This window comes from Pseudomonas putida (genome assembly GCF_030159595.1).
Taxonomy (GTDB): domain Bacteria; phylum Pseudomonadota; class Gammaproteobacteria; order Pseudomonadales; family Pseudomonadaceae; genus Aquipseudomonas; species Aquipseudomonas putida_AC.
This window is the reverse complement of the sequence record NZ_BSKJ01000011.1, coordinates 82,989-105,728: the sequence shown is the minus strand read 5'-3', so window position 1 is coordinate 105,728 and position 22,740 is coordinate 82,989. Positions and strand designations below refer to the sequence as shown.

Below are 22,740 nucleotides of genomic sequence, written 5' to 3'. Positions count from 1 at the left end.
CGGAGCGTTGCAGCGATCAGCCGATCAATTGCAGGCCCGCTTGCTGAACCAGTTCCAGCAGTGGCTGCGGGTACACGCCAAGCACGAAGGCAAGAATGGCGATGGCCAGCAGCATGACGCCACCGGTGCGCTGTTCCCACTTCAGCGGGGCGTCGTGGCGACGCAGGTTCGGCTCGACCAGGTACAGGGTGACCATGACGCGCAGGTAGTAGTAAACGCCGATGGCGCTACCGATCACCAGGGCACCGACCAGCCACCACAGGTGCGACTCGACGCCGGTGGCGATGATGTAGAACTTGCCGATGAAGCCAGCGGTCAACGGGATACCCGCCAGCGACAGCATCATCACGGTCAGTACCGCGGTCAGATAAGGACGGCGCCAGAACAGGCCGCGGTACTCGTACAGGGCATCGGCGTCACGGCCGCCGTAAGGCGAGGACATCAGGGTGATGACACCAAAGGCACCCAGGCTGGTGATCACATAGGTGACCAGGTACACGCCCATGGCTTCCAGGGCCAAGCCCTTGCTGGCAACCAGGGCAATGACCAGGTAGCCGAAGTGGGCGATGGACGAGTAACCCAGCAGGCGCTTGAGGTTGCTCTGGGTCAGCGCCAGCAGGTTACCGACCAGAATCGATGCCACGGCAATCACCGCCAGCACGGTGCTCAGCACGCCACTGCTGGCAGCAGGGGAGAGCATGAACAGGCGAACGACCACGGCGAATACTGCCACTTTGCTGGCGGTGGCCAGGAAGGCGGCGACCGGCGCCGGGGCGCCTTCGTACACGTCCGGGGTCCACAGGTGGAACGGGACCAGCGACAGCTTGAAGGCCAGGCCGACCAGCATCATGCCCAGGCCCAGCTGGGCCACCAGGCTTGGCATGCTGGTGGTAGCCAGGGCCTTGCCGATCTGGTCGAAGCTCAGGCTACCTGCATCCGCGTACAGCAGGGCCATGCCGAACAGCAGGAACGCCGAACCGGCTGCCGACAGCACCATGTACTTGATGCCGGCTTCCAGTGATCGCTTGTTGAAGAAGGCATACGCCACCAGGCCGTAGACCGGTACCGACAGCAGCTCCAGGCCGATGAACAGGCCGGCCAGGTGGTTGGCGCTGACCAGCACCAGGCCACCGAGGGCCGACATCAGCAGCAGCAGGTACAGTTCTTCACGGTTGCCCGGGAAGCCCTTGGAGCCTTCGCCGAGGTAGGCGTGGGCCAAGGTGACGCACGCCAGCGTCGCCACCAGGATGATCGCCATGTACAGGCAGGCGAACTTGTCGATGGTGATCAGCGGGGTGACCGCCAGCGGCGCGACCTTCAGCGCTGGCAGGATCGACAGCAGGGCCAGGTTCAGGCCCACGGTGGACAGCAGGAAGGTCTGCGAGTGGTTGCGCTTCCAGGCGATCGCCAGCATCACCACCACCGTGGTGATGGTGGTGATCAGCATCGGCGCCAATGCGATGAAGTGTTGAGTGGTGAATTCCATAGCGCTCTTACCGGGCCGAAGCGAGTTGAGTGAAAGCGGAACCGAGCCACTGCTGCACACCACTCATGGTGGCGGCAGAGGTGTCGAGGAACGGCTGCGGATACACGCCCAGCAGGATCAGCAATACCGCCAGGCCCAGCACCATGATCAGTTCGCGACCGTCCATGCCGGCCAGCACGGTGTCGGCCTTGGCCGGGCCGAAGTAGGCGCGGTGGATCATGATCAGCGAGTAGACCGAACCGAATACCAGGCCGGTGGTGGCGATCACGGTGATCCATGGGACATGCGCGAAGCTGCCGATCAGGATCAGGAACTCACCAACGAAGTTGCCGGTACCTGGCAGGCCCAGGGAGGCCGCAGCGAAGAACAGGCTGATGGCTGGCAGGTAGGCGATACGGTGCCACAGGCCGCCCATCTGACGCATGTCACGCGTGTGCAGGCGCTCGTACAGCTGGCCGGACAGGATGAACAGCGCGGCAGCCGACAGGCCGTGGGCCAGCATCTGGATCACGGCGCCTTGCAGGGCCTGTTGGCTGCCGGAGTAGATACCGATCAGCACGAAGCCCATGTGCGAGACGCTGGAGAAGGCGATCAGGCGCTTGATGTCGGTTTGCGCGAAGGCCAGGAAGGCACCGTAGAAGATACCGATCAGGCCCAGGGTCATGGCGATCGGCGCGAACTCGGCCGAGGCGTTCGGGAACAGCGGCAGGGCGAAGCGCAGCAGGCCGTAGGCCGCTGTCTTCAGCAAGATACCGGCCAGGTCCACGGAGCCTGCGGTTGGTGCCTGGGCGTGAGCGTCAGGCAGCCAGGAGTGGAACGGCACCACCGGCAGCTTCACCGCGAAGGCGATGAAGAAGCCCAGCATCAGCACATACTCGACACCGGCTGGCAGCTCGGCCTTGAGCAGGTCGCTGTAGTTGAAGGTGAGCACACCGGTGGTGTTGTAGTTGACCAGTACCAGGCCCAGGATCGCCACCAACATGATCAGGCCGCTGGCCTGGGTGAAGATGAAGAACTTGGTCGCCGCGTAGATCCGGGTCTTCTTGCCGTCCGACGAACTGTGACCCCAGAGCGCGATGAGGAAGTACATCGGCACCAGCATCATTTCCCAGAAGAAGAAGAACAGGAACAGGTCCAGGGCCAGGAACACACCGACCACGCCGCCGAGGATCCACATCAGGTTGAGGTGGAAGAAGCCGACGTGGCGCTGGATCTCTTTCCAGGAGCACAGTACCGACAGCACACCGAGCAGGCCGGTAAGCAGGATCATCAGCAGCGACAGGCCGTCGAGGGCCAGGTGGATGCTGATGCCGAAGCGCTGGATCCACTGGATTTTGTATTCCACGGCCCAGGCAGGCTCGGCGCCCGGAGCGGGGGCCAGGGTGTAGTCGCCGGTGCCCCACAGCCACAGGCCGATGCCAAGCAGCAGGGACATGGTCAGCAGCGCGATCCAGCGTGGCAGGGTGGCGCCGAAGCGCTCACCCAGCCAGCACAGGAAGCCGCCGATGAAGGGGATCAGGATCAGCCAAGGCAAAATCATGACGGGTTGGTTTCCTTTGGCAAAGTCGCAAGATTCATAGTCATACCGCAGCCACTAGCACGGCACCGAGTACCAGCACGGCACCGACGGCGATAGAGGCGGTGTACCAGCGCAGTTGGCCTGTCTCGGTCTTGCTCATGGCGACGTGGCCGCCACGCGCCATCCGAGGAATCAGGCCGATGCTGCGGTCTACCGGGTCCTTGCGCAGGATGTGGCAGATCAGCAGGTACGGTTTGACGAAAAGCTTGTCGTAGATCCAGTCGAAGCCCCAGGCGGCGAACCACCAGGCCGACAGGACACGACCGATGCCGCTGTTGGCAACCGCGCTGACAAAGGTGCGCTTGCCCAGGAACAGCAGGGCCGACAGCAGGATACCGGCGATGGCGATGGCACCGGAGGTGATCTCCAGTGCGTGCTTGGCTTCGCCACCGGCGTGGCCGGTGCTTTCAGGCAATACGCCTGCCAGCGGCGGGTGAATCCAGGCACCGACGAAGGTCGACAGCACGATCAGCACGCCCAGCGGCAGCCAGTGGCTGATGCCGTGGCCTGCATGAGCTTCGGTCTTGGCTTCGCCGTGGAAGGCGATGAAGATCAGGCGGAAGGTGTACAGCGAGGTCATGAACGCACCCACCAGGCCGGCGTACAGCAGGCCGGTGTTGCCGCTGGCGAAGGCTTCCCAGAGGATCTCGTCCTTGGAGTAGAAGCCCACGGTCACGATCGGCAGGGCGGCCAGGGCAGCACCACCGACCACGAAGCTGGCGTAGGCCAGCGGCAGTTTTTTCCACAGGCCGCCCATCTTGAAGATGTTCTGCTCGTGGTGGCAGGCAACGATCACCGCACCGGAGGCAAGGAACAGCAGGGCCTTGAAGAAGGCGTGGGTCATCAGGTGGAAGATCGCCGCATCCCAGGCACCAACGCCCAGGGCCAGGAACATGTAGCCGATCTGGCTCATGGTCGAGTAGGCGAGGATACGCTTGATGTCGGTCTGTACCAGCGCGGCGAAGCCGGCCAGTACCAGGGTCACGCCACCGACTACGCCTACCAGGTGCAGGATATCCGGCGCCAGCAGGAACAGGCCGTTGGTACGGGCGATCAGGTACACGCCCGCGGTCACCATGGTGGCGGCGTGGATCAGTGCCGAAACCGGGGTCGGGCCCGCCATCGCGTCGGCCAGCCAGGTCTGCAGCGGCAGCTGGGCCGACTTACCGACCGCACCGCCCAGCAGCATCAGGGTTGCCAGCACCATCCAGGTGTCACCGGCCTGGAACTTCTGCGGTGCCAGCACCAGCAGTTCCTGCACGTTCAGGGTACCCAGCTGGGCGAACAGGATGAACAGGCCGATGGCCAGGAACACGTCGCCGATACGGGTGACGATGAATGCCTTGAGTGCTGCGTTACCGTTGTTGCGGTTGCTGTAGTAGAAACCGATCAACAGGTACGAGCACAGGCCCACGCCTTCCCAACCGAAGTAGATGAACAGCAGGTTATCGCCCAGAATCAGGAACAGCATGCTGGCGATGAACAGGTTGGTGTACGAGAAGAAGCGCGAGTAGCCGGCTTCGCCACGCATGTACCAGGAGGCGAACAGGTGGATCAGGAAGCCCACACCGGTGACCACACCCAGCATGGTGACCGACAGGCCATCCACATAGAGGGTGAAGTTCGGCGCGAAGCCGTCCACCGACATCCACTGCCACAGCAGCTGGCTGTACGCGCCGCCTTCAGGCGGGGCGACGTTGAACTGCCAGATGACGTAGGCGGCCGTCGCAGCCGAGAGACCGACCGAACCGACGCCGATCAGGGCGGAGAGGTTCTCCGAGAACCGCCCGCGCGAGAACGACAGCAGCAGGAAGCCGATCAGGGGGAAGACGAAAGTCAGGAAGATAAGGTTCATCCGCGCATCTCACTGGCAGCATCGATGTCGAGAGTGTGGAAGCGGCGATACAGCTGCAGCAGGATGGCCAGGCCAATGCTGGCCTCGGCAGCTGCCAGGCTGATCACCAGAATGAACATCACCTGACCGTCGGGCTGAACCCAACGGGCACCGGCGACGACGAACGCCAGGGCAGAGGCGTTCATCATGACTTCCAGGCTCATGAGCACGAAGAGGATGTTGCGGCGGACCATCAGGCCAACCAGACCTAAGCAGAACAGGATGCCGGCGACCGCCAGACCATGCTCGAGAGGGATAGCACCCATGATTTACTCCTTCGCCTCGTTGCGGCCCAGGTGGAAGGCGGTGACGGCTGCAGCCAGCAGCAGCATCGAGGCCAGTTCGACCACCAGCAGGTACGGGCCGAACAGGCTGATGCCCACGGCTTTCGGGCCCACGGTGGTACCGCTGATGCCAGCGCCGCTCGGGGTGACGAACAGCACATACAGCAGTTCCAGCAGCAGCAGGGTGCCGAGGATCACCGGCCCTGCCCAGATACCGGGCTTGAGCCAGCCGCGCTCCTGGGCGACCGAAGCCGGCCCCAGGTTGAGCATCATCACCACGAACACGAACAGCACCATGATGGCGCCGGCATAGGCGATCACTTCCAGGGCGCCGGCGAACGGCGCACCCAGGGAGAAGAAGATCATGGCCACGGAAATCAGCGAAATGATCAGGTAAAGCAAGGCGTGCACGGGGTTTGTGCCGGTCACCACCCGAAGGGTGGAGACCACGGCGATCCCGGATGCGAAGTAGAAAGCGAATTCCATCTTTCTGTCCTTATGGGAGCAAGCTCTTCACGTTGATCGGCTCGGCTTCGTTCTGCGCAGAGCCTTTCGGCTTGCCAGCGATGGCCATACCCGCAACACGGTAGAAGTTGTAGTCAGGGTTCTTGCCGGGGCCGGAGATCAGCAGATCTTCTTTCTCGTACACCAGGTCCTGACGCTTGAACTCGGCCATTTCGAAATCCGGTGTCAGCTGGATCGCGGTGGTCGGGCACGCTTCTTCACACAGGCCGCAGAAAATGCAACGCGAGAAGTTGATGCGGAAGAATTCCGGGTACCAACGACCGTCCTCGGTCTCGGCCTTCTGCAGCGAAATGCAGCCAACCGGGCAGGCCACCGCGCAGAGGTTGCACGCTACGCAGCGCTCCTCGCCATCGGGGTCGCGGGTGAGGACGATGCGGCCGCGGTAGCGCGGCGGCAGGTACACAGCTTCTTCGGGGTACTGCAGGGTGTCGCGCTTGCGGAACCCGTGGGAGAACACCATGGCCAGGCTGCGCAGCTGTGTGCCGGTGCCCTTAACGATGTCGCCGATATACTTGAACATGGGTCAAATCCTCACTGGGCCGCGACGGCTGGCGTGTTGTAGAGCACGATCGCAGCGGTCACCAGCAAATTGATCAGGGTCAGCGGCAGGCAGAACTTCCAGCTGAAGTCCATCACCTGGTCATAGCGTGGGCGCGGGATCGAGGCGCGCAGCAGGATGAACAGCATGATGAAGAACGCGGTCTTCAGGGCGAACCACAGGAACGGCACTTGCGGCAGGATGCCGAACGGGCCGTGCCAGCCACCGAAGAACAGGGTTACCAGCAGCGCCGAGATGAGGATGATGCCGATGTACTCACCGACGAAGAACATGCCCCATTTCATGCCGGCATACTCGATGTGGTAGCCGTCGGCCAGTTCCTGTTCTGCTTCCGGCTGGTCGAACGGGTGACGGTGAGTCACGGCGACGCCAGCGATGAAGAAGGTGCAGAAGCCGAAGAACTGCGGAATGATGAACCACAGGTTCTGCGCCTGGTACTCGACGATGTCGCGCATGTTGAACGAGCCCACCTGAACCACCACGCCCATCAGCGCCAGGCCCAGGAACACTTCGTACGACACGGTCTGTGCCGAAGCACGCAAGCTGCCCAGCAGGGCGTACTTGTTGTTCGACGACCAGCCGGCGAACAGCACCGCGTAGACCGACAGGCCGGCCATGGCGAAGAAGAACAGCAGGCCGATGTTCAGGTCGGCAACGCCCCAGCCCGGTGTGATCGGGATGATCGAGAAGCCGATCAGCAGGGCGCTCATGGCCACGACTGGCGCCAGGGTGAAGATCATGCGATCGACGAAGGGCGGGTTCCAGTCTTCCTTGAAGAACATCTTCAGCATGTCGGCAGCGATCTGGAACATACCGAACGGGCCGACACGGTTCGGACCGTAGCGGTCCTGCCACCAGCCCAGCAGGCGGCGCTCGACGAAGCTGAGCAGGGCGCCGCAGACCACCACGGCCAGCAGCACCACGATAGCCTTGACGACCTGGATGATCACATCGATCACTTCGGGGGTGAACCAGCTCATTGTGCTGCCTCCTGCAGGCCTTCGACGGATGCACCGAAGATGGCAGGCGGAATACCGGCCAGGCCTTTCGGCAACGCGACCAGGCCAGCGCCCAGCTCTTCATTGATGCGCAGCGGCAGGCGCAGGGCCACACCGGCAACGTTAAGGCTCAGCAGGGCACCGTCGTTGACGCCCAGGCGGTCGGCTTCGGACTTGGCCAGGGCCACATAGGCAGCCGGGATGCGTTGTTGCACCGGGGCGGCGCGCGACGAGCTTTCCTCGCTGCCGAACAGGTGGAAGAACGGCACGGCGGTCCAGGTGCCACGGGCCGGGTTGAAGGCACCCGGAATGGCGTTGAACCAGTTCAGGCGGTCGCCTTGCGATTCAATCAGGCGCACGCCTGGGTCACCAGCACGCAGGTGGCCACCGACCTCATCCTGAAACTTGTTCCAGGCTTGTGGCGAGTTCCAGCCCGGCGACCAGGCGAACGGCACCTGTTGGCGCGGTTCGGCGGAGCCCGAGTAACCTTCCATGGAGAAGGCGAACGCGGTGTCCTTGTCTTGCGGGGTGCGCGGTTCGTGCACGCTGATGTTGGCGCGCATGGCGGTGCGGCCGGAGTAGCGCAGCGGCTCGCGGGCCAGCTTCATGCCCTTGATGCGGAACGCGGCGCTTGGTGCGGCGTTGACGATGCCGGCCAGTTGCGGGGCGGCTTCGGCGCAGGCGCTGGTAACGTGGTCCAGCTGGGTCCAGTCGACCGGCTTGTTCAGCAGGGTGGCACGCAGGGCGTGCATCCAGCGCCAGCCTTCGTGGATCTGGATGCTGCTGTCCAGGTACTGCGGGTCGAACACCTGGAAGAAGCGCTGGGCGCGGCCCTCCTGGCTGACCAAGGTGCCGTCGCCTTCGGCGAACGAGGCGGCCGGAAGCACCAGGTGGGCGCGGTCGACAGTCGGGGTTTTCGAGTGGTCGGCAACGATCACCACCTTGGCTGCCGCCAGGGCAGCGTCGACCTTGGCGGCCGGTACGCGGGCGTACAGGTCGTTTTCCAGCACGACGATGGCGTCAGCCTTGCCGCTGATGACCGCGTCCAGCGCGGCATCGACGGACTCGCCACCGAGCATGGCCAGGCCAATGCTGTTGGCTTCAGGCACCACCAGGCTCAGCGAGCCGTTCTTCTCGCGCAGCTTCAGGGCCTTGGCGATGTTGGCGGCGGCTTCGATCAGCGCCGGGTCGGCCAGGGACGTGCCGGCGACTACGAGTGGGCGCTTGGCAGCGACCAGGGCGTCGGCGATGCGCTGGGCCAGGGCCTTGGCTTCGTCGTCCAGGCCGGCAACGGCAGGTGCGCTCGGGTCGATGGCGTGGGCCACGGCGAAGCCGATGCGGGCCAGGTCGGCCGGGGCGGCGTGCACGCATTCTTCGGCGACGTCGTCCAGCTTGGTTTCAGCCAGGGAGGCGATGAACAGCGGGTACAGCGCGTGCTGGCCGATGTTCTTCACCGCAGCGTCGAGCCACGGCTGCACTTTCATCGCTTCGGCCATGGCCTCGGCCTTGCCTTTGGTGGCCTGGCGCACGGCCAGGGCAACGCGGGCAGCGGTCTGGGTCAGGTCTTCACCGAGCACGAACACCGCGTCGTGGTCTTCGATGTCGCGCAGGGTCGGCACTGGCAGCGGGCTGTTGTTCAGCACGTTCAGGGCCAGGCGCACGCGGGCCAGTTCGCCTGCTTCCATACCGGCGTAGAAGTAGTCGGCGCCGACCAGTTCACGCAGGCCGTAGTTGCTTTCCAGGCTGGCGCGTGGCGAGCCGATACCGACGATGGTGCGGCCGCGCAGCAGGTCAGCGGCCTTGTCCAGGGCAGCGTCCAGGCCCAGCTTGGTGCCGTCGGCCAGGTGTGGCTGGCGAGGGCGGTCCTTGCGGTTGACGTAGCCGTAGCCGAAGCGGCCGCGGTCGCACAGGAAGTACTGGTTGACCGAGCCGTTGAAGCGGTTTTCGATACGACGCAGTTCGCCGTAGCGCTCGCCCGGGCTGATGTTGCAGCCGCTGGAGCAGCCGTGGCAGATGCTTGGGGCGAACTGCATGTCCCACTTGCGGTTGTAGCGCTCGGAGTGGGTCTTGTCGGTGAACACACCAGTCGGGCAGACCTCGGTCAGGTTGCCGGAGAATTCGCTTTCCAGCACGCCGTCTTCGACGCGACCGAAGTACACGTTGTCGTGGGCGCCGTAGACGCCCAGGTCGGTACCACCGGCGTAGTCCTTGTAGTAACGCACGCAGCGGTAGCAGGCGATGCAGCGGTTCATCTCATGGGCGATGAACGGGCCGAGGTCCTGGTTCTGGTGGGTACGCTTGGTGAAACGGTAGCGGCGCTCGTTATGGCCGGTCATGACCGTCATGTCTTGCAGGTGGCAGTGACCGCCTTCCTCGCACACTGGGCAGTCGTGCGGGTGGTTGGTCATCAGCCATTCGACGACGCTGGCGCGAAACGCCTTGGACTCGTCATCTTCGATGGAGATCCAGGTGCCGTCGGAGGCCGGGGTCATGCAGGACATGACGATACGACCACGCGTGTCGTTCTCGTCGGTGTACTGCTTGACCGCGCACTGCCGGCAGGCGCCAACGCTACCAAGCGCCGGGTGCCAGCAGAAATAAGGGATGTCGAGGCCGAGTGACAGACACGCCTGTAACAGGTTGTCTGCACCGTTGACTTCGAGCGCTTTGCCGTCTACGTGGATAGTGGCCATTGTTCAAAGTTCTTCGTTGGCCCGCGTGAGCGGGCGTGGCTAATGGAAATCGGTGAGCCTGGGGCACGCCTCGAATCATTCGGGCCGGCCGGCAGGCTGGCGAGTGGCACGGACCACTCGCCTTATCATCTTGTTATGCGCCGACCACGATCGGCTTCGCCAGGTTCGGGCGCAGGGTGCCAGCGCTTTCAGGCGCCACACCGGCCTCGAACTCCGAGCGGAAGTACTTGATGGCACTGCCCAGCGGCTCGACGGCACCGGGTGCGTGAGCACAGAAGGTACGGCCTGGGCCGAGGAAGTTGACCAGCCCCAGCAGCGTTTCGATGTCTTCGGCGCGGCCCTGGCCTTTTTCCAGTGCGCGCAGCATCTTCACGCTCCACGGCAGGCCGTCACGGCATGGGGTGCACCAGCCGCACGACTCGCGGGCGAAGAACTCTTCCATGTTGCGCAGCAGCGACACCATGTTGATGCTGTCGTCGACCGCCATGGCAAGGCCAGTACCCATACGGGTGCCAACCTTGGCGATGCCACCGGCGTACATCTGTGCGTCGAGGTGCTCGGGCAGCAGGAAGCCGGTACCGGCGCCGCCTGGCTGCCAGCACTTGAGCTTGAAGCCGTCGCGCATGCCGCCGGCGTAGTCTTCGAACAGCTCGCGGGCGGTGACGCCGAAGGGCAGCTCCCACAGGCCCGGGTTCTTCACCTTGCCGGAGAAGCCCATCAGCTTGGTGCCGTGGTCTTCGCTGCCTTCGCGGGCCAGCGATTTGTACCAGTCGTTGCCGTTGGCGACGATGGCCGGCACGTTGCACAGGGTTTCGACGTTGTTCACGCACGTCGGCTTGCCCCAGACGCCCACGGCGGCAGGGAAGGGCGGCTTGGAGCGCGGGTTGGCACGGCGGCCTTCCAGCGAGTTGATCAGTGCGGTTTCTTCACCGCAGATGTAGCGGCCGGCACCGGTGTGCACGAACAGCTCGAAATCGAAACCGCTGCCCAGGATGTTCTTGCCCAAGAGGCCTGCGGCCTTGGCTTCATCAATGGCGCGGTTAAGGTTTTTCGCTGCAGTGGTGTATTCGCCACGCAGGAAGATGTAGCCACGGTAGGCTTTCAGGGCGCGGGCGCTGATCAGCATGCCCTCGACCAGCAGATGGGGCTGTTGCTCCATCAGCATGCGGTCCTTCCAGGTGTTCGGCTCCATTTCGTCCGCGTTGCACAGCAGGTAGCGGATGTTCATGGATTCGTCTTTGGGCATCAGGCCCCACTTCACGCCAGTGGGGAAGCCTGCACCGCCACGGCCCTTGAGGCCGGAGTCCTTGACGTTCTGCACGATGTCGTCCTGCGACATCTCGCTCAGTGCCTTGCGGGCAGCGGCGTAACCGTTCTTGGCCTGGTACTCGGCCAGCCATACCGGCTCGCCGTCGTCACGCAGGCGCCAGGTCAGCGGGTGGGTTTCGGCGGTACGCGCAATGCGGTTGGCCGGGCCGAAGGAAGTAATGGTCATACGTAACCCTCCAGCAGTTTGGTAACGCCAGCCGGCTGTACGTCGCCAAAGGTGTCGTCGTCGATCATCAGTGCCGGGGCCTTGTCGCAGTTGCCCAGGCAGCATACGGGCAGCAGGGTGAAACGGCCGTCGGCGGTGGTCTGGCCAAGGCCGATGCCCAGTTCGCTCTGGATCTGGCTGACGACCGACTCATGGCCGCCGATGTAGCAGACCATGCTGTCGCACACGCGGATGATGTGGCGGCCGACCGGCTGACGGAAGATCTGGCTGTAGAAGGTGGCGACACCCTCGACGTCGCTGGCCGGGATACCCAGCACGTCGCCGATGGCGTGGATGGCGCCGTCCGGCACCCAGCCACGTTCCTTCTGGACGATCTTCAGGGCTTCGATGGACGCCGCGCGCGGGTCCTCGTAGTGATGCATCTCGTGCTCGATGGCCGAGCGCTCGGTTTCGCTCAGGGCGAAACGGTCTGTCTGGATAAGCGTGCTGTTCATGCTTAGCGGTCCACGTCAGCCATAACGAAGTCGATACTGCCCAGGTACGCAATGAGGTCGGCGACCATGCTGCCTTTGATCACCGAAGGGATCTGCTGCAGGTGCGGGTAGCTCGGGGTACGGATCCGGGTGCGGTAGCTCATGGTGCCGCCATCGCTCGTCAGGTAGTAACTGTTGATGCCCTTGGTCGCCTCGATCATCTGGAACGACTCGTTGGCCGGCATGACCGGGCCCCACGAGACTTGCAGGAAGTGCGTGATGAGGGTTTCGATGTGCTGCAGGGTGCGCTCTTTCGGCGGCGGCGTGGTCAGCGGGTGGTCCGCCTTGTACGGGCCTTCCGGCATATTGCGCAGGCACTGGTCGATGATGCGGATACTCTGGCGCATCTCCTCGACACGGACCATGCAGCGATCGTAGGCATCGCCGTTGTGGGCCAGCGGTACTTCGAACTCGAAGTTCTCGTAGCCGGAATAAGGGCGGGCTTTACGCAGGTCGAAGTCGCAACCGGTGGAGCGCAGGCCGGCACCGGTGGTACCCCATTCCAGGGCTTCCTTGGTGTTGTACGCGGCAACGCCAATGGTACGGCCCTTGAGGATGCTGTTCTGCAAGGCAGCCTTGGTGTATTCGTCGAGGCGCTTGGGCAGCCATTCGACGAAATCCTTGACCAGCTTGTCCCAGCCGCGCGGCAGGTCGTGGGCGACGCCACCGATGCGGTACCAGGCCGGGTGCAGGCGGAAGCCGGTGATCGCTTCGATCACGGTGTAGGCGCGCTGGCGGTCGGTAAAGGTGAAGAACACCGGGGTCATGGCGCCCACGTCCTGGATGTAGGTACCCAGGAACAGCAGGTGGCTGGTGATGCGGAAGAACTCGGCCAGCATGATGCGAATCACGTCGACTTTCTGCGGCACCTTGATACCGGCCAGCTTCTCGACCGCGAGCACATACGGCAGGTTGTTCATCACCCCGCCGAGGTAGTCGATACGGTCGGTGTAGGGGATGAAGCTGTGCCAGGACTGGCGCTCGGCCATTTTTTCGGCGCCACGGTGGTGGTAGCCGATGTCCGGAACGCAGTCGACGATCTCTTCACCGTCCAGCTGCAGGACGATACGGAACGCACCGTGCGCCGAAGGGTGGTTAGGGCCCAGGTTGAGGAACATGTAGTCCTCGTTGGCGCCCTGACGCTTCATGCCCCAGGCTTCCGGGTTGAAACGCGCCGATTCCTCTTCAAGCTGCTGCTTGGCCAGGGTCAGGCTGTAGGGGTCGAACTCGGTGGCACGGGCCGGGTAGTCCTTGCGCAGCGGGTGACCTTCCCAGGTCGGCGGCATCATGATGCGGCTGAGGTGCGGGTGGCCGGCAAAGTCGATGCCGAACATGTCCCAGACTTCACGCTCGTACCAGTTGGCGTTTGGCCAGATGCCGGTCACGGTCGGCAGGTTCAGGTCGCCTTCGCTGAGCGACACCTTGATCATCACGTCGCTGTTACGCTCGATCGACATCAGGTGGTAGAACACGCTGAAATCGGCAGCCGGCAGGCCTCGGCGCTGGGTGCGCAGACGTTCGTCGACGCCATGCAGGTCGTACAGCATGCTGTAAGGCTTGGCGACACCGCGCAGGAAGCTGAGCACCTCTTTGAGCTGGGCGCGCTTGACCCACAGCACGGGCATGCCGGTGCGGGTTTCCTGGGCGACGAATGCTTCGGCGCCAAAACGGTTGTTCAGTTCGACGACCACATCCTGGTCGTCAGCCTTGTAGGGCGGAATAAAAATAGCGTTGTCCGCTGTCATGGTCTCGGTCGCTTTGGGTCAACGTTAAGAATGAAGCCAGGCCGCCGGCTCCTTCGGGAGCGGGCGGCAGGTCGCTGGATCAGACTTCGTCGGGGCTGCGCAGGTTGGTTACTGCAATGCGCTGCTCACGACGCAGGTCTTTCTGGGCTGGCATCTCGGCACGGTAAATACCTTGATCACCAACAACCCAGGAAAGCGGGCGTCGTTCTTGGCCGATCGACTCCTGCAGCAGCATCAAGCCTTGCAGGAAAGCCTCAGGGCGTGGCGGGCAGCCAGGCACATAGACGTCCACGGGGAGGAACTTGTCGACCCCCTGAACGACCGAGTAAATGTCGTACATGCCACCCGAGTTGGCGCACGAACCCATGGAGATGACCCACTTGGGCTCGAGCATCTGCTCATACAGGCGCTGGATGATCGGCGCCATTTTCACGAAGCAGGTGCCGGCGATGACCATGAAGTCGGCCTGGCGCGGCGATGCCCGGATGACTTCGGCGCCGAAGCGGGCGATGTCATGGGGTGCCGTGAAGGCCGTGGTCATTTCCACATAGCAGCAGGACAGGCCGAAGTTGTACGGCCAGAGGGAGTTCTTGCGACCCCAGTTGACCGCGCCACGCAGCACATCTTCGAGTTTCCCCATGTAGATGTTCTTGTGGACCTGGTCCTCTAGCAGTTGGTCGGTGACGGTTTCCCGTTCACCTACCGGGTACTGCTCGTTAGGCGCATCCGGATCGATTCTGGTGAGATTGTATTGCATTGCCAAAGCCTCATTGTTTCAGCTTCGCTTGCCGCTTGCGGCGACCTTCGGGAGCCCAATCAAGAGCACCGACGCGCCATAGGTAGACAAGACCTGCCAACAGAATTGCTATGAAAACGAGAGCTTCGACGAACCCGGTCCAGCCGCTTTCGCGGACGGACACAGACCATGCAAAGAGAAAGAGGGCTTCGATATCGAAGATCACGAACAGCATCGCGACCAGATAGAATTTGGCGGACAGGCGCAGGCGGGCGCTGCCGACGGGCAGCATGCCGGATTCGAAGGGTTCGTTCTTGGCGCGGCCCCAGGCCTTGCTACCGAGCAGGCTGGACAGGCCGAGCATGAAGGCACACAGGCCGACGACACCCAGGAGGAAGATGGCAAAGCCCCAGTTGTGGGCGATGAGTCCTGCCGAATCGGACATGCTAGAGATCCTTATACAGAGACCCAGCTCTGCAGTCTGAAATAAGTAAAGCGGCGACGTGGTGTCGCAGGTGCAGTGACCAAATGTCGCAGCTGAATCAATCGCGCTGATTTTATGGGTAAACCCGGTGCAAGTAAAATTTCTGTCGCAAATTTATTCGTAGGATTAAGAACAAAACACGCGTGTAACTGGCTGAAAGCCTTGAGATTCGGGCATTGCGTGCGGTTTTGTTAATTATGTTTCTTGCGACGGGTAACGAATTACAAGTTTCGTAATGATAATTAATATCATTTGACCTGATGCCTTCTAATTGGGCTGTTCTGCGTCTTGTAAAGTTCATCTGGCGATTCCCCCTACTTGCAAATGCGAAAGACTCTTGTTCTAGCAGCTTTCGACGCGGTCCGTACCGCTCTGGGTCAATACTTTATCGGTTGACCGATGACTCACTGATGAAGCAATCGCCCACTGGCCTAGCCAGTAGGTGAGGATGATCAGGTAGGGCGCGTTGTCGAACGGGCTGACGAAACGATCGATGCCGATCAGGCTGTCGGACAGCACGAACAGGCCGGCGCCGAGTGCTACCACTCCACCGCAGGCCAAGGCGCGCCAGAGCATGGCGCTGATGGCCAGCGCATAAAGCGCGACCGGGACCAGCAATGGGCCGAGGCCGTGGCTGGCGAGTATGCTGAACAGGGTGATGCCGGTGATTGCGCTGAACGCCAGTGCGGGCAGGGCGGGACGCAAGGTTTGTCCGCAATAGGCGCGCAGGTAGGCCAGGTGGGCGCAGAGGAAGGCGGCCAGGCCAATCACGAAGAGGTCGGCGGGGATGGCGAGCAAGATGTCGCCGAGTACCGAGAAGCCCAGGCCGATCGTGATCCATTTGCGATAGGGTGAAGCGGGGGTGCTGCGCAGCCAGGCGATCAGGGCCAGCACTGGGACGGGCTTGGCCAGCAGTGCGAGCACGGCGTTGTCGCTGGCCAGTGCATATATATAGAGGGCGGCGGCGGCCAGGGCGAGAATGATCAGGTGGCTTGGACGAGGCATGGGCGGTCCTTGCTGCTGTGCTGCCTCAAGCATAGACCTGATCCTGGGTTTTGCTGCGGCCTGTCCCGGCCCTTTCGCGGCGCAAGGTTGCGTGTATTCCTGGTAGGCCTGGTGCAGATAAAAAGAAAGGCCCGGGGCTTTCAAAAGCCCCGGGCCTTCGTTCAGCAGCAGCCCACTATCAGTGGAACTGCTCTTCCTCGGTCGAACCGGTCAGTGCCGTCACCGACGATGCGCCACCCTGGATCACGGTGGTCATGTCGTCGAAGTAGCCCGTGCCCACTTCCTGCTGGTGCGCCACGAAGGTGTAGCCTTTGCTGGCATCAGCGAATTCCTGCTCTTGCAGCTTCACATAGGCAGTCATGTCGTTGCGGGCGTAGTCGTGCGCCAGGTTGAACATGCCGTGCCACATGTTGTGGATGCCGGCCAGGGTGATGAACTGGTGCTTGTAGCCCATGGCCGACAGTTCGCGCTGGAACTTGGCGATGGTGGCGTCGTCCAGGTTCTTCTTCCAGTTGAAGGAAGGCGAGCAGTTGTACGACAGGATCTGGTCCGGGTACTCCTTCTTGATCGCTTCGGCGAAGCGACGGGCTTCGTCCAGGTCCGGCTTGGCGGTTTCGCACCAGATCAGGTCGGCATACGGCGCGTAGGCCAGGCCGCGGGAGATGGCCTGGTCAAGGCCGGCGCGTACTTTGTAGAAGCCTTCACGGGTACGCTCACCGATCACGAACGGCTGGTCGTACGGGTCGCAGTCGCTGGTCAGCAGGTCGGCGGCGTTGGCATCGGTGCGGGCCAGGATGATGGTCGGCACGCCGGCAACGTCAGCGGCCAGGCGGGCGGCAACCAGCTTCTGAACGGCTTCCTGGGTTGGGACCAGTACCTTGCCACCCATGTGACCGCATTTTTTCACCGAGGCCAGCTGGTCTTCGAAGTGCACGCCGGCGGCGCCTGCTTCGATCATGTTCTTCATCAGCTCGTAGGCGTTCAGTACGCCACCGAAACCGGCTTCGGCGTCAGCCACGATTGGCGCGAAGTAGTCGATGTAACCTTCGTCGCCCGGGTTCTTGCCGGCTTTCCACTGGATCTGGTCGGCGCGACGGAACGAGTTGTTGATGCGTTTGACCACGGTCGGTACCGAGTCGACCGGGTACAGCGACTGGTCAGGGTACATCGACTCGGCCGAGTTGTTGTCGGCGGCAACCTGCCAGCCGGACAGGTAGATAGCCTGGATGCCGGCTTTCACCTGTTGCACTGCCTGGCCGCCGGTCAGGGCGCCCATGCAGTTGACGAAATCTTTTTCTGGGCGGAAGGACGGGTGGGCACCTTGGGTGACCAGCTTCCACAGTTTTTCTGCGCCTTGGCGAGCAAAGGTGTGCTCTGGCTGCAGGGAGCCACGCAGGCGAACGACATCAGCGGCGGTGTAGGTACGGGTCACGCCTTTCCAGCGCGGGTTCTCGGCCCAGTCTTTCTCGAGGGCTGCAATTTGCTGTTCGCGTGTCAGTGCCATGGAAATAAACCTCGTCGCATCGATCTTGGGTTAATTGTGCTGATGCTCGGGTGCAGATCAGGGTGCTTGGCGGCTGTCCTGTTCTAGAGAGTGCGGCGGCGAACGCGAAGGCTCGAAGGGGAAGGGTGGGCAGGCCAGGCGAAGGTGTGCTCCAGCAGGTCGGCTCGTGGTTGCCTTGCTGCGGTGCTACGCGATTGCCAGTACTGCGGTGATGCGCTTCCGTCCCTCGGGACAACTTCTTCGTTGCAGTCGCAATCCCGTCGAACCGCCTTGTGGGCCGTATAGACACGAGGCGCCTCCAGGGGTGGGAGGAGCACGCCTCGAAGGCCCTTGCCAGGGCCCCTGATTAGCGGGAGCGAGGCCATCATGCCCTTGGGAAAAAGACCCTGTCAAATGTTTTGTAGTGGATATTTTCACTTACTACATCTTTGGTCTAATGCGACTTGGCAGTCAGTTTCAAGGCCTTTGGTCGAGGCCTTGAATTGCCTGGGATCAGTCGAGAAGGTCGACTTTGACACGCAAAGTCATGTTTTCACCCCGTTGGGTGCTGTAGCTGCGGCTTGACGTACTGCGGTCAGCTTGGCTCTGCTGGTTGTAGCCTGCCAGGGTGATCCACTCACCGAGCTTGCCGGTGACGGTCGTGTCGGTGCTTTGTACCTTCACTACATCTGCGCGTTCATGGCTGATGCGGTCATTATTGGTGCTGATTTGCAGACGAACCGTGTCGCCGCTGAGGCTTGGCGTGACGTAGAAACCCTGGGTCACGTTGCGGTATTCGGTGTTGCTCTGGATGCGCCCGTAACCGTCGGTACTGGTGCTGGTGATCGGGATGCTCTGGCCAACCTGGATCAGTGCCGGTTGGCCTTCGCTGGCCTGGACCTGCTGCATGCCGCCGTCCCGGTTGCTGGTGCTGTAGCGAATCACGCGTGCATTGCCGCGGTTGTCCTGGAAGTTGCTGTCGTTGTTGTCGACGCTGATCAGCAGGCGCTTGGGGGCGGTGTCCAGCTGTTGCAACAGGGCGCGCAGGTCGTCAATGCGCTCTGGGCTGGCGTTGACGATCAGCTTGTTCTCGAAGGCGCTGACCGTGCCGTCCTTGCCGATGAAAGCCTGCGCCGCAGGCAGCAGTTCGGCGCTGGCGCGGTGCTGCAGCGGCACGACCTCGGTGGCGGCCTGGGCGGCGAGGCTGGCTGCCAGCAGCAGGGAGGCGAAAAGGGGGCGTAGCGGCATGTCCATGATCTCCGCAGGGGGAATCGCCATGAGGATGCAGGCATCCTGATTGCGATGGGTGCATATTCAAACGGGCCTTTTATACTGGCTTTATCCACGAAACTATAAATTATAGTCAGCCAGATAATTGCAGATAATTCCTTGACACAGGCTTGGCCAGTCAGCCCGAGCACATCGCACGGTGGCTGCTGTCGGACTAATTACGTAACATTCCTGATTCTATTTTTTACCCGCTCTAGAGGCTGTACAGGTGCCTCGGGCGCTCCCGCGGCTTTGTGGGAGTGCACCAGGCAAGTACTCGCCATACACAGGAACCTCATGAAACCCGCCCGACTACGCGCCGACCTGCTCGCCGGCCTGACCACCTCGTTCGCCCTGGTGCCCGAGTGCATCGCCTTTGCCCTGGTGGCCCACCTCAACCCGCTGATGGGCCTGTATGGCGCCTTCATCATCTGCACGCTGACGGCGCTGTTCGGCGGCCGGCCTGGGATGATCTCGGGTGCGGCTGGCTCGATGGCCGTGGTGATTGTCGCGCTGGTGGTGCAGCACGGTGTGCAATACCTGCTGGCCACGGTGCTGCTGGGCGGGGTGGTGATGATTCTGTTCGGCCTGCTGCGTCTAGGCAAGCTGGTGCGGTTGGTGCCGTACCCGGTAATGCTCGGCTTCGTGAACGGTCTGGCCATCGTCATCGCCATGGCCCAGCTGGAGCATTTCAAAGACGGTGAGCACTGGCTCAGTGGCACGCCGCTTTACCTGATGATCGGCCTGGTGGTGCTGACCATGGCGGTGGTGTATGTGCTGCCGAAACTGACCCGTGCGGTACCGCCAGCGCTGGTGGCAATCTTGAGCGTTGGCCTGCTGGTTTACCTGCTCGGGCTGCCTACCCGCACGCTGGGTGACATGGCGCATATCGCCGGCGGTCTGCCGGGCCTGGCGCTGCCGGATGTGCCCTGGAACCTGGAAACCCTGAAGATCATCGCCCCCTACGCGGTGCTGATGGCCATGGTCGGCCTGCTGGAAACCCTGCTTACCCTCAACCTGACCGATGAAATCACTGAGAGCCGTGGTTTCCCGGACCGCGAGTGTGTGGCGTTGGGCGCGGCGAACATGGTCTCGGGCCTGTGCGGCGGCATGGGCGGTTGCGCGATGATCGGGCAGACAGTGATCAACCTCAGCTCCAATGGCCGTGGCCGGCTGTCCGGGGTGGTGGCCGGGGTGATGATTCTGTTGTTCGTGTTGTTCCTGTCGCCGCTGATCGAGCGGATCCCGCTGGCGGCGCTGGTGGGGGTGATGTTCGTGGTGGCCCAGCAGACCTTCGCCTGGGCTTCGCTACGCGTGCTGCACAAGGTGCCGGTGAGTGATGTGCTGGCGATCATTGCAGTGACCGTGGTCACGGTCTTCACCGATCTGGCCATGGCGGTAATGTTCGGCATTGTGATCGCGGCGGTGAACTTCGCCTGGCAGCATGCGCGTGAGCTGTATGCCGACAGCCATGAGGATGGCGAAGGGAGCAAGCGTTACCAGGTGCATGGCACGCTGTTCTTTGCCTCGACCACACCGTTCCTCAACCAGTTTGACCCGGCCAACGACCCGGAGAAGGTCACGCTTGATTGCCAGCATTTGAGCTTTGTCGACTACTCGGCGATTGCGGCGTTGAAGACCTTGCGGGAGCGGTATGCCAAGGCGGGGAAGCAGCTGCGGGTGGTGCACTTGTCGGAGCGGTGCAAGAAGCTGTTGAAACGGGCGGGCGAGCAGCACTGAGGCTTGCGGGGTAGCATCAGTCCTCCAGGACTTTCGCGTAAACCTGGAGGACTGGCCCCGCGTTGGAGTGCTAGGTTTTGGTTTTTCCCTGACCCTTGTTGATGATCGTCTCGACAATGTTGGCCGGTGCCTCGGCGTACTTGGTGAACTCCATCGTGTAGCTGGCGCGCCCTTGGGTCATCGAGCGCATCGAGGTGGCATAGCCGAACATCTCTCCCAGCGGCACTTCGGCGCGTATGACCTTGCCTGCAGGCGTCTCGTCGCCGTCCTGGATCATCCCGCGGCGCCGGCTCAGGTCGCCCATGATGTCGCCCTGATACTCCTCGGGCGTAACCACCTCGACCTTCATCACCGGCTCCAGCAGCACCGCGCCGCCTTTCTGCGACAGCTGCTTGGTGGCCATCGAGGCGGCGATCTTGTAGGCCATTTCGTTGGAGTCGACGTCGTGGTAGGAGCCGTCGAACACCGCGGCCTTGAGGTTGATCAGTGGGTAGCCGGCGAGCACGCCGTTCTTCATCTGTTCCTCGATGCCTTTCTGGATCGCCGGGATGTACTCGCGGGGCACGACGCCGCCGACAATCTCGTTGACGAACTCCAGGCCTTCTTTGCCCTCATCGCCAGGCGCAAAGCGGATCCAGCAATGGCCATACTGGCCTCGGCCACCCGACTGACGGACGAAGCGCCCCTCGATTTCGCAGGTATTACGGATTTTCTCGCGGTAGGCCACCTGCGGCTTGCCGATGTTGGCTTCGACGTTGAACTCGCGGCGCATGCGGTCAACGATGATATCCAGGTGCAATTCACCCATGCCGGAGATGATGGTCTGGCCGGTTTCCTCATCGGTGCGCACGCGAAACGACGGGTCTTCCTGGGCCAGCTTGCCGAGGGCGATGCCCATTTTTTCCTGGTCGGCCTTGGTCTTCGGCTCCACGGCCACGGAGATTACCGGGTCGGGGAAGTCCATGCGCTCCAGGATGATCGGTTTGTCGATGTCGCACAGGGTGTCGCCGGTGGTCACATCTTTCATGCCGATCAGTGCGGCGATGTCGCCGGCGCACACGTCCTTGATTTCGGCGCGCTGGTTGGCGTGCATCTGCACCATGCGGCCGATGCGTTCTTTTTTGCCCTTGACCGAGTTGAGCACAGCATGGCCGGAGCTGAGCACGCCGGAGTACACCCGGGCAAACGTGAGGGTGCCGACAAACGGGTCGGTGGCAATCTTGAAGGCCAATGCCGAGAATGGCTCCTTGTCGTCTGCGTGGCGCTCCAGGTGTTTTTCTTCGTCATCCGGGTCGGTGCCTTTGATCGCCGGGATTTCGGACGGGGCGGGCAGGTAGTCGATGACGGCATCAAGCATCAGCGGCACACCCTTGTTCTTGAACGATGAACCAAGGATGGTCGGCACGATCTCGTTGGCGATAGTACGCTGGCGCAGAGCCGCCTTGACCTCATCGATGCTCAGTTCCTCGCCGTCGAGAAACTTCATGGTCAACTCGTCATTGGCCTCGGCCGCAGCTTCGAGCATGTGCGCGCGCCATTCGTCGGCCAGTGCCTTGAGCTCATCGGGGATCTCTTCTTCGCGATAACTGGTGCCATGGTCGTCATCGTTCCAGTAGATCGCCTTCATCTTCACCAGGTCGATCTGGCCAATGAAGTTCTCTTCACTGCCGATGGCGAGCTGTATCGGCACCGGGTGATGCCCCAGACGCTTGTCGATCTGCTTGACCACGCGCAGGAAATCGGCGCCCTGGCGGTCCATCTTGTTGATGTAGGCCAGGCGTGGCACATGGTATTTGTTGGCTTGGCGCCAGACTGTCTCGGACTGTGGCTCTACCCCGTCAGCACCGCTGAACACCACCACCGCGCCATCGAGCACGCGCAACGAGCGCTCCACCTCGATGGTGAAGTCGACGTGGCCGGGGGTATCAATGATGTTAAAGCGGTACTTGTCGGGAAATTGCTTGGTCGAGCCCTGCCAGAAGGCGGTGGTTGCCGCGGAGGTGATGGTGATGCCGCGCTCTTGCTCTTGGGCCATCCAGTCCATGGTCGCGGCGCCATCGTGCACCTCGCCCATCTTGTGGTTGACCCCGGTGTAAAACAGGATCCGCTCGGTCGTCGTGGTCTTGCCGGCGTCCACGTGGGCGACGATGCCGATATTGCGGTACAGCTCGATGGGCGTTGTGCGGGCCATGGCGGACTACCTGCGGATGGGCGGATTCCACCACGTTAGCA

At 62.4% G+C, this 22,740-nt stretch carries 18 protein-coding genes; 1 reads left to right on the top strand and 17 read right to left on the bottom strand.

The features are described from left to right. Positions 1-16: 16 nt before the first annotated feature. The 16 genes from nuoN to QQL85_RS22035 all read right to left on the bottom strand — a co-directional run bounded on the left by nuoN (position 17) and on the right by QQL85_RS22035 (position 18,777). On the bottom strand, positions 17-1,486 hold the full coding sequence (gene nuoN, locus QQL85_RS22110; protein WP_264360116.1) for an NADH-quinone oxidoreductase subunit NuoN: 1,470 nt from the start codon (positions 1,484-1,486) through the stop codon (positions 17-19). Positions 1,487-1,493: 7 nt separating this feature from the next. Continuing rightward, positions 1,494-3,026: an NADH-quinone oxidoreductase subunit M gene (gene nuoM / locus QQL85_RS22105; protein WP_284356642.1), complete on the bottom strand. Its 1,533-nt coding sequence runs from the start codon at positions 3,024-3,026 to the stop codon at positions 1,494-1,496. Positions 3,027-3,066: 40 nt separating this feature from the next. Next, positions 3,067-4,920 carry an NADH-quinone oxidoreductase subunit L gene (gene nuoL / locus QQL85_RS22100; protein ID WP_284356643.1) on the bottom strand — a complete coding sequence of 618 codons (1,854 nt, stop codon included), beginning with the start codon at positions 4,918-4,920 and terminating at the stop codon, positions 3,067-3,069. Continuing rightward, positions 4,917-5,225: an NADH-quinone oxidoreductase subunit NuoK gene (nuoK, locus tag QQL85_RS22095; protein ID WP_003251446.1), complete on the bottom strand. Its 309-nt coding sequence runs from the start codon at positions 5,223-5,225 to the stop codon at positions 4,917-4,919. Before nuoK ends, nuoL begins: the two co-directional genes overlap by 4 nt. 3 nt (positions 5,226-5,228) lie before the next feature. Further along, positions 5,229-5,729: an NADH-quinone oxidoreductase subunit J gene (gene nuoJ, locus QQL85_RS22090; protein WP_284356644.1), complete on the bottom strand. Its 501-nt coding sequence runs from the start codon at positions 5,727-5,729 to the stop codon at positions 5,229-5,231. A gap of 10 nt (positions 5,730-5,739) precedes the next feature. Beyond that, positions 5,740-6,288, bottom strand: a complete 549-nt coding sequence (gene nuoI / locus QQL85_RS22085) for an NADH-quinone oxidoreductase subunit NuoI (protein ID WP_027592814.1) — start codon at positions 6,286-6,288, stop codon at positions 5,740-5,742. An 11-nt stretch (positions 6,289-6,299) separates the two neighbouring features. Further along, the gene (nuoH, locus tag QQL85_RS22080; protein WP_264312382.1) at positions 6,300-7,307 is read right to left on the bottom strand and encodes an NADH-quinone oxidoreductase subunit NuoH; all 1,008 of its coding nucleotides are present in this window, start codon (positions 7,305-7,307) and stop codon (positions 6,300-6,302) included. Beyond that, positions 7,304-10,018 (bottom strand): NADH-quinone oxidoreductase subunit NuoG, encoded by a 2,715-nt coding sequence (nuoG, locus tag QQL85_RS22075; RefSeq protein WP_284356645.1) that lies wholly within the window; start codon positions 10,016-10,018, stop codon positions 7,304-7,306. Before nuoG ends, nuoH begins: the two co-directional genes overlap by 4 nt. Positions 10,019-10,151: 133 nt before the next feature. Next, the gene (nuoF, locus tag QQL85_RS22070) at positions 10,152-11,513 is read right to left on the bottom strand and encodes an NADH-quinone oxidoreductase subunit NuoF (protein WP_284356646.1); all 1,362 of its coding nucleotides are present in this window, start codon (positions 11,511-11,513) and stop codon (positions 10,152-10,154) included. Then, complete coding sequence (nuoE, locus tag QQL85_RS22065; RefSeq protein WP_019470486.1) at positions 11,510-12,007, bottom strand: NADH-quinone oxidoreductase subunit NuoE; 498 nt, start codon at positions 12,005-12,007, stop codon at positions 11,510-11,512. The genes nuoF and nuoE overlap by 4 nt, the downstream gene beginning before the upstream one ends. 2 nt (positions 12,008-12,009) lie before the next feature. Then, positions 12,010-13,791 (bottom strand): NADH-quinone oxidoreductase subunit C/D, encoded by a 1,782-nt coding sequence (gene nuoC, locus QQL85_RS22060; RefSeq protein ID WP_284356647.1) that lies wholly within the window; start codon positions 13,789-13,791, stop codon positions 12,010-12,012. 79 nt (positions 13,792-13,870) lie between these two features. Continuing rightward, complete coding sequence (locus QQL85_RS22055; RefSeq protein WP_008096180.1) at positions 13,871-14,548, bottom strand: NuoB/complex I 20 kDa subunit family protein; 678 nt, start codon at positions 14,546-14,548, stop codon at positions 13,871-13,873. 10 nt (positions 14,549-14,558) lie between these two features. Beyond that, a complete protein-coding gene (locus QQL85_RS22050) occupies positions 14,559-14,972 on the bottom strand; it encodes an NADH-quinone oxidoreductase subunit A (RefSeq protein ID WP_003251427.1) in 414 nt (137 codons plus the stop codon). Between the two features lie 381 nt (positions 14,973-15,353). Next, a complete protein-coding gene (locus tag QQL85_RS22045; RefSeq protein WP_284356648.1) occupies positions 15,354-16,016 on the bottom strand; it encodes a lysoplasmalogenase in 663 nt (220 codons plus the stop codon). Positions 16,017-16,194: 178 nt separating this feature from the next. Beyond that, positions 16,195-17,520: an isocitrate lyase gene (gene aceA, locus QQL85_RS22040; protein WP_203652037.1), complete on the bottom strand. Its 1,326-nt coding sequence runs from the start codon at positions 17,518-17,520 to the stop codon at positions 16,195-16,197. 492 nt (positions 17,521-18,012) lie between these two features. Continuing rightward, positions 18,013-18,777 (bottom strand): secretin N-terminal domain-containing protein, encoded by a 765-nt coding sequence (locus QQL85_RS22035; protein WP_284356649.1) that lies wholly within the window; start codon positions 18,775-18,777, stop codon positions 18,013-18,015. Positions 18,778-19,065: 288 nt separating this feature from the next. Here QQL85_RS22035 and QQL85_RS22030 point away from each other — a divergent pair, with 288 nt between their 5' ends. Further along, complete coding sequence (locus tag QQL85_RS22030) at positions 19,066-20,508, top strand: SulP family inorganic anion transporter (protein WP_284356650.1); 1,443 nt, start codon at positions 19,066-19,068, stop codon at positions 20,506-20,508. A gap of 70 nt (positions 20,509-20,578) precedes the next feature. Here the strand turns inward: QQL85_RS22030 and fusA are convergent, their stop codons facing one another. After that, positions 20,579-22,699 carry an elongation factor G gene (fusA, locus tag QQL85_RS22025; protein WP_284356651.1) on the bottom strand — a complete coding sequence of 707 codons (2,121 nt, stop codon included), beginning with the start codon at positions 22,697-22,699 and terminating at the stop codon, positions 20,579-20,581. Positions 22,700-22,740 lie beyond the last annotated feature (41 nt).